Annotated in this window: 6 protein-coding genes and 1 pseudogene; 6 read left to right on the top strand and 1 reads right to left on the bottom strand. The window is 59.1% G+C overall.

Features of this window, described 5'->3' with window-relative positions:
- Window positions 1–24 precede the first annotated feature (24 nt).
- Together BLS87_RS17040 and BLS87_RS17050 are read left to right on the top strand one after the other, a co-directional pair.
- The gene (locus tag BLS87_RS17040) at window positions 25–6,480 is read left to right on the top strand and encodes a two-partner secretion domain-containing protein (RefSeq protein WP_074753727.1); all 6,456 of its coding nucleotides are present in this window, start codon (window positions 25–27) and stop codon (window positions 6,478–6,480) included.
- A 527-nt stretch (window positions 6,481–7,007) separates the two neighbouring features.
- Window positions 7,008–7,628: a hypothetical protein gene (locus BLS87_RS17050; protein ID WP_074753731.1), complete on the top strand. Its 621-nt coding sequence runs from the start codon at window positions 7,008–7,010 to the stop codon at window positions 7,626–7,628.
- 62 nt (window positions 7,629–7,690) lie between these two features.
- Here the strand turns inward: BLS87_RS17050 and yaaA are convergent, their stop codons facing one another.
- Window positions 7,691–8,470: a peroxide stress protein YaaA gene (yaaA, locus tag BLS87_RS17055; RefSeq protein ID WP_074753733.1), complete on the bottom strand. Its 780-nt coding sequence runs from the start codon at window positions 8,468–8,470 to the stop codon at window positions 7,691–7,693.
- 318 nt (window positions 8,471–8,788) lie between these two features.
- Between yaaA and BLS87_RS17060 the strand changes: the two are divergent.
- The 4 genes and pseudogenes from BLS87_RS17060 to BLS87_RS17075 all read left to right on the top strand — a co-directional run.
- Window positions 8,789–9,952, top strand: a pseudogene (locus BLS87_RS17060) (polysaccharide deacetylase family protein); the annotation flags it as partial.
- A 428-nt stretch (window positions 9,953–10,380) separates the two neighbouring features.
- Window positions 10,381–11,775, top strand: a complete 1,395-nt coding sequence (locus BLS87_RS17065) for a PhoH family protein (protein WP_074753735.1) — start codon at window positions 10,381–10,383, stop codon at window positions 11,773–11,775.
- Window positions 11,776–12,010: 235 nt separating this feature from the next.
- Complete coding sequence (gene moaC / locus BLS87_RS17070) at window positions 12,011–12,496, top strand: cyclic pyranopterin monophosphate synthase MoaC (RefSeq protein WP_074753737.1); 486 nt, start codon at window positions 12,011–12,013, stop codon at window positions 12,494–12,496.
- A complete protein-coding gene (locus BLS87_RS17075) occupies window positions 12,493–12,744 on the top strand; it encodes a MoaD/ThiS family protein (protein ID WP_074753739.1) in 252 nt (83 codons plus the stop codon). Before moaC ends, BLS87_RS17075 begins: the two co-directional genes overlap by 4 nt.
- The last annotated feature ends 2 nt before the right edge of the window (window positions 12,745–12,746 follow it).

Genomic DNA, 12,746 nt, shown 5'->3' on the forward strand with positions numbered 1-12,746 from the left:
CTGCTGCCCTGGATTTTCTTGAACATGGATCTTCGCCACTTTGCCTTTCTGGCGCGCCAGCCTTCGGCCGCGCTGACGTCTCGTGATCGCTTCTGCGGTATTCCCAAGCGCGGACTGGCGCTGATTCTCGCCAATGCGATGTTCTGGCATCCGCTGTGGGTACACGCCGACGGCATCACCGGCGGACCGGGTCAGCAACAGGCTGGCAATGGCGTACCCATCGTCAACATTGCCGCGCCCAACGGGCAGGGGCTGTCGCACAACCAGTTCCAGGACTACAACGTCGGGCCGCAAGGTCTGATTCTCAACAACGCTACCGGGCCGACGCAGTCCACTCAATTGGGCGGGCAAATTCTTGGCAACCCGAACCTGCACGGACAGGCCGCCGGGATCATCCTTAACGAAGTCATTGGCAACAACGCCAGCCAGTTGCGCGGCGCAACTGAAGTGGCGGGGCAGGCCGCCCACGTCATCGTCGCCAACCCCCACGGCATCACGTGCAGTGGCTGCGGTTTCATCAACTCGCCGCGCGCCACGCTGACCACGGGCAAACCCGTACTGGAAAACGGGCGGCTTGATCGTTTTCAGGTCGAGCAGGGTGAGGTGATGGTGGATGGTGCAGGCCTTGATGCCACCGCCGTAGACCGGTTCGACATCATCGCCCGCTCGGTCAAGATCAATGCGCAGATCAATGCGCGGGATCTGAATGTCGTCGCCGGACGTAATGCGGTAAATGCCCAAAGCCTGGATGCAAAGGCGCTGGCCGATGACGGCAGGGCGAAACCACAGGTTGCCATCGACTCTTCGGCGTTGGGTGGCATGTACGCCAACAGCATCCGGCTGGTGGGTACTGAAGGCGGTGTCGGGGTTCGTCTAGCTGGCGATGTTGCGGCCAGCGCCGGAGACCTGCAACTGGACGTGAATGGCCAACTGACCATGGCCAACGCGTCGTCTTCGTCGGCGGTGCGGGTTCAGGCAAAAGACGTCACGCTCAATGGCGACCACGTCAATGCACCGGTGATCGAGATTCGCAGCGCAGGCGAACTCGTCAACCGCAGCAAGCTCACCGCCCGTGATCGCATTGCCGTCACCGCCGCTCAGGTTCGGAACGAAGGTGCAATCCGCAGCACCGACATCGCGTTGAGCGCCAATGCGCTGGTCAATCGCAATGAAATCGCCGCCGAGCGGGCGCTCACGGTCACCGCCACACAGGTCGATAACCATCGCGGCAAGCTGCGTGGCCAGCAGGTCAAGGTCGCAGGCGCCGATGCGATAGACAACCGTGGCGGCAACATCGTCGGCAGCAGCGTTTCGATTCAGGCCGGTTTGCTCGACAACGGCACGCTGGCGCAGGCTGCCGGTGAAATCACCAGCCTGATGGGCGACCTGACGGTGTCGGTCGACACGCTTCTCAATCAGGCCGGTTCGATTTTCGCCAAAGGAGTGATGCGCTTCGACGGTTCGACGCTGGACAACAGCGGCGGGCAACTGGCAGGCGGTGCGCTTGACTTCAATGTGCGGGGTAGTCTGTTCAACCGTGGCGGCGTGATTGAGTCCAACGCAGATTTCAATGTACGCAGCGCGTTATTTGATAACGGACGCGACGGGCTGATCAACGTGCTCGGCAGCGGACGCTGGGCGTTGGGGGCGGTGGCCGACCTGGGCACTGTGCAGTTCACCGGGCCCTTGCAGCTCACGCTCGACAATGGACTGACTCTGAAAACAGGGGACCGTCTGTTCAGTGCGGCGGGACTCAACGTGTCAGCCGCAAGCCTGGACAATGCGGGCGAGTTGCTCAGTGATGGCGACCTCAACCTTGCGTTCGTGGGCGATGTTTACAACAGCGGACTGATTCAGACCCTGAAACAACTGACGTTGTCGGCGTCCGGCGTGCAGCAAAACGGTGGTCGTATCGGCAGCGCCGGGGATGCCACGTTGACCCTGAGTGGTGTGCTCGACAACCTTGGCTACCTGACCGCCAGCCAGAGCCTGCAGATCAACGCCGCGAACATCGACAACCGCGGCACGCTCGGCGCACAAGGCGCCCTGACATTGCGCGCGCAGAACGGCATCAGCAATCACGCGGACAGCCTGCTGTTCAGTGGCGGTGATATGACACTGCGTGGCGGCCGCTTCAGTAATCTGTACGGCGACGTCTACAGCCAGGGCAATTTCAGGTTCAGCGCGCTGGAGGGCGGGTTTGCCGAGGTATTCAGCAACCTCTCCGGCACTGTGGAAAGTGAAGGCAACCTCGACATCAAGGCACGCTTCATCGAGAACGGCAAAGCCGAATTCGAGATGGGCCGTGAGCTGGTGGCCGGCGATCTGGACTGGGTCTGCGGTCAGCATTGTGACGGTCACGACAGCTTCAAACGTGGCTTGATCACGTTGCTGCAAACCTACATCGAGCGCGCGACGCAGGATTCGGCTTCAGCGCGGCTTGTGGCTGGCAAGTCGATGACCCTCGACGCCGATCAGGTTCAGAACCGCTACAGCCTGCTCGCTGCCAACGGCGACCTGACCATCACCGCTCACGATCTGCTTAATCAGGGCGCAAGTACGCGCGTCGGCACAAACGTCACGCAGATCGGTACGCCCGGACAGATCGACACCGCGTTTTGGGATCAGATGGAATTCGTCGATGTTCCTGCTTTCAAGGCGGCGTTGGCGGCGGGGAATTTCGATCTGGCGTGGTTTGAACTGCTCAAGGCGCGATCCAGTGATGGTCGGTTTGAAGAGCTGAGCAACGTCACCGAATGGCGCGACAGCGGCGATATGGCTTACGCCGCGACCTTGCAGTCGGGCGGAAAAATGACGCTCAACGTTGCCAACAGCGTGCAGAACGGCACGATCCGCGAAAACACACTGGCACAGCTCACAGGCCAGATGGGCGACGATCAGACCGGGCCGGTTGACATCGACCTGAGCAAGCGCGTGGCGGATGGCGATGTCCTTGCAGGGGCGGGTTTCGATCCAACGTCGGCCAGCGGCTTCCGTCTGCCGCAAGGCGACTATGGCCTCTTTATAAAGAGCAAGGACCCGACCGCACGCTACCTGGTGGAAGGCAACCCGAACCTCACCGATCTGAGCCGGTTTCTCGGCTCGGACTACCTGCTCGGCTTGCTCGGGTACAGCGCCGACGGTACATGGCGTCGTCTCGGCGACGGGTTCTACGAATCGCGACTGATCCGCGATGCTGTGCTGGCGCGCACGGGGCAGCGTTTTCTTGCCGATGATCTGAGCAGCGACGAAGAACAATTCCGCTACTTGATGGACAACGCCGCCGCCAGCAAAAAAGCGCTCAACCTGAGCGTTGGCGTTGGATTGTCCGCCGAACAAGTTGGCGCGCTGACTCACGACATTGTCTGGATGGAGAACCGTGTCGTCGAGGGGCAGACCGTGCTGGTGCCCGTCCTGTATCTGGCGCAGGCCGAGTCGCGCAACGTACGAGGCAACTCCCTGATTCAAGGCCGCGAGCTGGCGCTGGTCAGCGGCGGTGACTTGCTGAGCGTCGGCACCTTGCGGGGTAAAGACACGGTCAGCATCAATACCGCAGGCAGCCTGTATCAGGGCGGTCTGATCGACGCCGGAAACGCCCTGGCGCTGCTCGCTCAGGACAGCATTCGTAACGCCATGGCCGGCGAGATTCGGGGCAGCGACGTCAGTCTCGTGGCGATCAACGGCGACATCATCAGCGATCGCACGGCGGCTCAGGTTCGAGACGGCTCTGGTATGCGCACGGTCCTTGATGGGCCGAGCGTCATTCATTCGAATAACAACCTGACGCTGCTCGCCGGCCAGGACATCAGCAATCGCGGGGCAATCAGCGCAGGCACCGACGCCAGCCTGACCGCCGGACGCGACATCAATCTGCTCGCCACGGTCAACGCACGCGAACGACATGACATCGCTGACGGTGGCCATCGCTACACCGTCAGCACCGATGTCGAAAATCTCGCCGCCACTGTCAGCACCGGCGGCAATCTCAGTCTCGCCGCTGGACGCGACATCAATGTCGTCGCCAGCAAGGCTTCCGCCGCGCAGGACCTGTTTCTCAACGCTGGCCGTGACATCGCCGTTGTCTCCGCCACTGACATTCGCAGCGTCGAAACACGCAGCAAGAACGGCCACAAACGCGTCACCGAACGCGACGATCGGCAGACGCACGTCGGCAGCCTGCTCAGCGCCGGTCATGACTTTAACTCCACCGCCGTCGGCGACACCACGCTGATCGCCAGCCACATCGAGGCGGCTAACGACGCGCAGCTCTACAGCGGCGGCCGGATCAGCTTGCTCGCCGGGCAAAACAGCACCTCGACCCTGTACGACATGCAGGAAAAAGGCGGCTGGGGCGCCGAGAAAAGCAAGCGTGATGAAGTCACCGACGTCACCCACGTCGGCAGCGGGATCAAGACCGGCGGCAACCTTAGCCTCGTCAGTGGCGGCGATCAGCTTTATCAACGGGCGAAGCTGGACAGTGGCAACGACCTGACCCTTACCAGCGGCGGCGCGGTGACGTTCGAGGCCGTGAAAGACCTGCATCAGGAAAGTCACGTCGAGAACGACAGCGACCTCGCCTGGTTCAGCATGAAAGGCGAGGGCCGAACCGACGAAACCGTTCGCCAGAGCGAACTGACGGCGCAGGGCAACCTCGTCATTAACGCCGTGCAAGGGCTGAAGATCGACGTCAAAAAAGTCGATCAACAGACCGTCAGCCAGACCATCGAGGCGATGGTGACGGCCGACCCTCAACTGGCGTGGCTTAAGGCTGCTGAACAACGCGGCGACGTGGACTGGCGCCAGGTCGCCGAGATCCATGAATCGTTCAAATATGACAATGCCGGTTTAGGGCCTGCGGCGCAGATCGCGGTGGCGATTCTGATGGCATGGGCGGTGGGACCGACTGTGATGGTCGCGGCGACCGAAGCAGGCGCCGCGGCCAGCATCGCCGCCGCTGCCGGTGCAGTCGCGACCAGCGCCAGCACGACGGCAGCGGTGTCGGTCGTCAATAACCGCGGCAACCTCGGCGCGGTGCTCAAGGAAGTGACCTCGTCCGACAGCCTGAAGGGCTATGCCGTTTCAGGCATCACCGCCGGGCTGACCGCCGGGCATTTCGATGCGCTGACTGGAGCGGCGGGCAAGGTTCCAACATTCACCTTGCAAGGCATTGGCGGATTTGCCGCGAATCAGGCCCTGCAAGGCGTCACCTCCACCGCACTCAGCAAAGCCCTCGGTCAGGGCGGTAGTGTGAACGAAGCGCTCAAGGGCGCGCTGTTCAATACCTTGGCCGCCACCGCGTTCAACCTCGTCGGCGACTACACCGCAGGCGTCATAGAAACCGGTACACCCAGCAAAGTCGTGATCCACGCCATGGTGGGCGGTCTGCTCGCCAAAGCCACGGGCGGCGATTTCAAAACCGGCGCTTTGGCCGCAGGCGTCAACGAAGCCGTGGTCGGTCACCTCGACGGCCTGGTTCAGGGCAACGAAGCGCTGCTGACCATGAGCAGCCAGATGATCGGCCTGCTCGCCGCTGCCGCCCAGAAAGACACCGACGCCGAAAAACTCCAGCAAGGCGTGTGGGTCGCCAAGAACGCAACGGAATACAACTACCTCCTGCACAAAGACCTGGAGGCCATGCACGCCGAGCTTACCGCGAGCAAGAGCGACGCCGAAAAGCGCCAGATACACGAGAAATACGCCAAACAAAACGAAGACAACAACGCCGCACTGGGTTCGCTGTGCAAGGCCAACCCAGACGTCTGCCGACAGATCTCGGACCAACTGCAGCAAGACGAACCCAAGCTCGACGCCCTCGCCAAGGAGCTTTGCGCCAAGGGGGAAATCCAGGAAGGCACCCTCATCGCCGCCTTCTTCCAACAGGAAAACATGGCGGCCCGCCTGCAGATCGCCAGTGAACTCGGCGCGATCAAAAACGGAGAGGGCAGCCGGCTCCTGAATGAACTGGGCGCGGTTTTGCTCGGCGGCGCCCGCGTTGACAGCGGGCCTTCAAAACCTACCAGTAACAACTCGTCCCGACCGACACACCAAACGTCCGAGTCCGATGTCGGCCCCACCCGCCCTCAAGTGAGCTTTGAAAGCGGACAGGAAGTGCCGTACGGTGCAAAAGCAACGGGTGGTGCAGTAGAGCTAACATTTGACAAGGCCACCCGGATTTGGACAACTCCTGCTGGTCTAGAGTATGGGCAAGGATCGGTTCAAGGAAACAGAGTTTTGCATGTTTTAGAGCATGCGGAGCCGAATCCGGCCAAGACAACGCATAGCGTGTTTAGTATGGACAGAAAAGAAATTTTAGGCGCTGTCGATGAAGCATGGCTCAAGAAAGGTAGTCCCGTAGTAGGTGATCCGGGTGCATATGTTGTTCCGATGGGCCGAGCGATTGGTACGTCGGGAGAAACGAGTATTAAAGTTATTGTTCGACCTGGGACCAATCAGGTCATTACCGCCTATCCTGTAAAGTAGAGACGATTTATATGTTGTGTCCAAGGTGTGAGCAGGGAGATGTTGTCAAGGCAAAAATTATAGCTGAGAAGACTTGCTTGTTCGTATGTCAAGAGTGCGAGGCCTCATGGTTTTTATGCGAAGACATAGGGGTTAAAGCCTTCATCGATTTTGGGGTCTATATGGAAAGTATAGGGCTGAAACCATTATGGAGTGAGTTGCAAATCATGCCTGAGTAGGTGCAAAAGCAATCCCAGAAAGCAGCTAACCGACGCTCGCCAAGACAAATCAAAATGCTGCTTGCAGATGTTTTTTGAGGTGTTTAGTTAGTGCGTGCTCCTAGGGGGTGGCTTTACGGATGTTCCGTTTTAAATCTAAGACGTGAAAAGGGACTCCAAAGATGATGACCTTCTTGCAGGCGACGATTTGCCTTTCTGACGGCGTTAATGGTTTACGGCGTTTAATAATGGGGGTGGTATAACTTTCGATGGGTGTGCATGGACGCATAACTAAAAGCGCTTTTCGCTTTTTTAAAATTAAGGATCGATATGAAAAAAATATTCGCTGTGATGTTGTGCGCTGTTTTATTGGCCGGTTGTGCGGGGCAGAAATTCTCCCCGGAACATCGTGAGCAAATCAAGACGGTCAAGGTGCTTCCTGTCAAATGGGAGCCGGGCGAGATTCATTATTTCGGCCGCGCGCAGAACACCGGTATGGCGTTTGGGGGGTATTTGGGATTTCTTCTGGCGAATAGCCTGTCGACTTCTCCACAACGTGAAATTATCAAAACCCTCGACAGTGAAAAGATCGACCTGGGGGCGCTGGTGAAGCAGCACTTCGTCGCTGAACTCGCCAAGAACCCTTCGCTGAACGTCGTTGGAGATGAAGCAACGGCCGATGCACATATTCAATTGACGGTCGATTATTGGGGCTTCCAGATTTCCCATGGGTTCAGCGGCGTGATTTACCCGGTTATCAAGGTGGGTGCCGTGATGCAGCGAGGCACCGAGCGGTTGTGGGTGCAGAACGAAGGCGTTACCCCGTTCACCGACGGGAACGATCTCGGCTATGTGCCAGCGAGTCTGGGCACGGAACCCGAAACCTTGCGTTTGGCCTTGAACGGGGTTAGCGCCATCGCCAGTCAGTCATTGGCGAAAGGTTTGCGGTGACGCGTGAATAACTCGCTGGGGCCAGACTCGAAACGCCTCGCCCCAGCCTCAGACCCACGCAATTAACCGTGGATTTCATCCCGCAAAAACACCAGCTTGTCCGCCTTGGACAGTTCCTTCGCATACCGATACCCCTGCACATCGAACTGCTTAAGGTCGTCCGGGTTGTTGATGCGCTCCGAGATGACGAAACGGCTCATCATGCCGCGCGCTTTTTTGGCGTAGAAACTGATGATCTTGTACTGGCCGTTCTTCTGGTCGCGGAACTCGGTGTCGATGACGCGGGCGTTGAGTGCTGAACGTTTGACCGCAGAGAAATACTCGTTTGACGCCAGGTTGAGCAGCACGTCGTCGCCTTGTTCGGCGAGGGCCTCGTTGAGCCATTCGCTGATGCGATCGCCCCAGAACGCGTAAAGGTCTTTGCCGCGTGCGTTGGCGAGTTTGGTGCCCATTTCCAGGCGATACGGTTGCATCAGGTCGAGCGGGCGCAGCAGGCCGTAGAGGCCGGAGAGCATGCGCAGGTGTTGCTGGGCGTAGTCGAGTTCGGTTTCACTCAACGTATCTGCGGCAAGACCGGTGTAGACGTCACCCTTGAATGCCAGCAGCGCCTGTTTGGCGTTGCTCGGCGTAAAGGCGGGCGTCCAGCTGCCGAAGCGTGCAGCGTTGAGGCCGGCCAGTTTGTCCGACAGGTGCATCAACTCGCTGATCTGCGAGGGGGTGAGCTCGCGCAGTTGGGTGATGAGTTCCTGTGAGTGGTCCAGGTATTGAGGCTGGGTAAAGCGTTCGGTGGTGGGCGGTGTCTCGAAATCGAGGGTCTTCGCTGGGGATATCACCATCAGCATGCGGTCGTCTCCTTTAATCGTGGGGGCGATTCTAGGGGTTGTGCCCGGATGACTCCAGCTATGGTGATGATAGGTACGGTGCAGATCAGATCGATGCGATCGACTTTAGGAGTGTGGCTTGTCCCGCGAGCTGGCGCGAAGCGGCAGTAAAACCTATGAGCGCGGTCTGTGATTTTGCTGCCGGTGCCCGGCAGATCGCGGGACAAGCCACGCTCCTACAGGTCGGTGTAATCAGCCATGTACGAGGGTCTCACCCAAATCCGCTATAGTGCCTCGCCGGTTTCGGCCTCTTCATTCAAGGATTGGGAGCACGTCGTTTTGCGCATGCCGTTATTGATCGGTGCCTGTCTGCTGGCGTTCAACGCGCAGGCGGCGACCGGAGAGATTGCGACGATGGATCGCAGTGTCTGGCCGGAGGTCCTTGAGACCCCTCAACTGTTCGATGTGGCCTCGCGTGCCGAGATCCTGAGTTTTGCTCATCAGTTGCTTGAGAGCGAAAACATCAGCGACATCCAGCTGGCCGAGCGCCTCGGTTTGCGGCAGATCAACGTGGCCACCGTAAACCTGATCCGGAATCGACTGTGGACACGGTTGTTTGACAACTGGAAAGCCGCCGAGAAGACCTGTGAAGCCGACGCTTCGTTCTGCGTGCTGGTCGATGACGTGCCGATGCTGCGCCAGCGCGCGGCCGAATACAAAGTCGCCGACGATTCGTTTTATGCCCGCTGGGCGGCGCCCGCCGATGCCTTCAACCAGCGTTACCTGAACGAACTGCTGCGCATGGCGGCGCTGTTTCCGCAGACCAGCAGCGAGGTCGAGCGCTACAACTCGGACGAGTTGAGCGGCGACGAGATGCCCGACCGCACCTTCCTGCTTAATTTCGAGAGCGGCCCTACGGTCGCCGATGGCGCCACCGACTGGCTGGCGGATTTCATGCGTCAGCAGAAAATCAACGCCACGTTCTTCGTGCTCGGTAAAAACCTGCAGACCCGGCTGGACGCCAGTTCTGCACAAGCGCTGCAGACGGTGTATCGCCAGCAATGTGTGGGTATTCAAGGCTGGGAGTATCGTTCGCACGCGCACTGGAACGACTGGCAGGACTCAATCGAGCGCAGTGCCGCGCTGGTGCAGCAGACCCTGCCAGACAACTTCGTGCCGCTGTTTCGGCCGCCGTACGGCCATCGCCGGGCGGACAGCGCGCAGTTTTTCCGTGATCAGCAGCTGCGCGTCTCGCTATGGAACATCGACTCCCAGGACGCGACCGGCCGCATCAGCGCCGAACAGGCCGCGCACCGTGTGCTGACACTGATGCTTCTATGGCGCCACGGAAACATTGTGTTCCACGACAGCACGGACAAACCGCAACAGGCCGTGCCATGGCTGATGGCCAATACCGCGCAAAGTGGTGTGGTGTGGGAAGACTGTCATATTTATCCGCAGCAACTGTCGGACGAAACCGATCAGGCGGAGCCCGACGATGAAGACGCTGAGGAGCCTGCAGACGAACAACCGGAGGATCAAATGCCGGATGTCAGCCAGTCTTCGACAAAACAGGCTGAAGAGCCCGTAAAACAAGGGGAATAGGGAAGTAAGCCGGTAGGATCGGTCGGATTTTTTCGAGGATTTCCTCCCGACCGGACTTCCGACTGTAAACGCGTGGGAACCATCCGCCAAGGGCTATTCGTCACGCTGTGAAATAAACTTCAAATTCCACTCAAAACGCTTTTTTATGTCATCGGTTTTGCGGTATTACGACAACAGACCGCCGAACCCTGCAACACAGGTGGCGTCCTTCCAGACCCCACTTTGCGCACGTCTCTTCTGCCTGAAGGAGAGAGCCTCGGCGGCCTTTCCGTAGCGCGACATCGACTGTGTGTCGCGTTACCTGGCTACTACAAAGGTGAGCGAGTATGGATGACCACGGACGCACCCCTTCCTCTAACCAGCCAATCCTCTATGTGCTCGATACCAATGTATTGATTCATGATCCAAACGCGCTGCTGAATTTCGAAGAACACCACGTTGCACTCCCCATGACGGTCCTCGAAGAACTGGACAAGCTCAAGGCGGGCAAACACTCGGTCGCTGCGGAATGCCGCCAGGCTATTCGGCTGATCGACAAGACACTGGGCGAAGCGACCCCGGAGGAGGTCGAACGAGGCGTACCGATTGATCGCGGTACAGGCGTTTTCAAGGGTTATCTGTCCATCCTGATGAACAAGCGCGAAGAGCCTAACAGCCTTCTGCCCGAGCATCTGAACGACAACATCATCATCAATCAGCTGATCGACCTGCATGCGCGCAAAAAGGACATGCGCATCGTGCTGGTCACCAAAGACATCAACATGCGCCTGAAGGCGCGTGCCTGCGGGATCGCGGCCGAAGACTACAGCACCGACCAGTTGGTCGATGACGTGTCGATGCTGTCGCGGGGTTATCACACCATGACCGGTTCCTTCTGGGATCGCGTCAGCAAGGTCGACACGCGCCAGGACCACGGCCGCACCTGGCACAAAGTGCAGATGACGGAGCAGATCCCGGCCGTTCACATCAACGAGTTCATCATCGACGAGCAGGGCTTCGTCGGCTGGGTCAAAGGCGTCAAACCGGATGAATTGCTGTTGCTGGACATGCACCAGGAACCGCTCTTGCACCAGGAAGCCTGGGGCCTGAAACCGCGTGACATCTATCAAGGCCTGGCGCTGTTCGCGCTGCTCGATCCCGATATTCATCTGGTCAACCTGTCGGGCGCTGCGGGCTCCGGCAAGACCATTCTGGCGCTGGCCGCTGCCATTGAGCAGACCATGGTCAGCAAGCGTTATCGCCGCATCATAGCCACCCGCAGTGTGCAGGGTCTCGACCAGGAGATCGGATTCTTGCCAGGCACCGAGGCCGAGAAGATGGAGCCTTGGCTGGGTGCGATCACCGACAACCTGGAAGCGCTGCACATGGACGATGAAAACACCCATGGCAGTGTCGACTACATCCTCAGCAAAGTGCCGTTGCAGTTCAAATCCCTTAACTACATTCGAGGCCGCAGTTTCCAGCAAAGTCTGATCCTGATCGACGAATGCCAGAACCTCACCCCGCACCAGATGAAAACCATCATCACCCGTGCCGGTGCCGGTTCCAAGGTGGTCTGCCTGGGTAACCTTGCGCAGATCGACACCCCTTACCTGTCGGCCACCAGTTCCGGCCTGACCTACCTGACGGAGCGCTTCAAGGATTTCCCCAACGGCGTGCACATTACCCTGCAAGGGGTTCCACGCTCGATCCTGGCTGAGTATGCGGAGAGTCATCTTTAAATCTGTTGCTTGAATCAGCGGGCGCCGACGTTTCGGCGCCCCTTTATTTCACGGGCCAAACTCCTCTTTGAGCACCTGGATAGAGATCCCTTGTAAGAGCGTGGCTTGTCCCGCGATTGCGTTAGATCATCTGCATCATCGTTGGCTGACCCACCGCAATCGCGGGACAAGCCACGCTCCTACAGTTTCTGCGTCTCAGGGTTTACAATCGCGACTCCTGTTCAGGAGTCACTCCGTGCTTACTCATCTCGATTCCCAAGGTCGCGCCAATATGGTCGACGTCACTGAAAAAGCGGTGACGTCCCGTGAAGCCGTGGCCGAAGCCCGCGTGCGCATGCTGCCCGAAACCCTGCAAATGATCGTCGCCGGTGGCCATCCTAAAGGGGATGTGTTTGCTGTGGCGCGTATCGCCGGGATTCAGGCCGCGAAGAAAACCAGCGACCTGATTCCCTTGTGTCACCCGTTGATGCTGACCAGCGTCAAGGTCGAGCTCAATGCCGAAGGGGCCGACACCGTCCACATCGTGGCCCGCTGCAAGCTCTCGGGGCAGACCGGTGTGGAAATGGAAGCGCTGACCGCCGCCAGCGTTGCGGCGCTGACGATCTACGACATGTGCAAGGCTGTTGATCGCGCCATGGTCATCGAGCACGTGCGTTTGTTGGAAAAGCTGGGCGGCAAAAGCGGGCACTTCGTGGCCGATGAAAAAGGGGAGGCGCCATGACTATTCACGTTCAGGTTCAGTTCTTTGCCCGTTTCCGCGAGACGCTGGGAACTGAAAGCGAGGATCTTGAGGGCGGCTTCGCCACGGTCGGGGCGATCCGTGACCATTTGCTCGCGCGCGGTGGGGTTTGGGACGTGCTGGCTGAGCAGAACATCATGTGCGCCCGCAATCAGGCGTTGTGCTCGCTGAATGAACCCGTCGAAGCGGGCGATGAAGTGGCCTTCTTCCCGACTGTGACCGGAGGTTGAAG

It is taken from the genome of Pseudomonas abietaniphila (genome assembly GCF_900100795.1).
Taxonomy (GTDB): Bacteria; Pseudomonadota; Gammaproteobacteria; order Pseudomonadales; family Pseudomonadaceae; genus Aquipseudomonas; species Aquipseudomonas abietaniphila.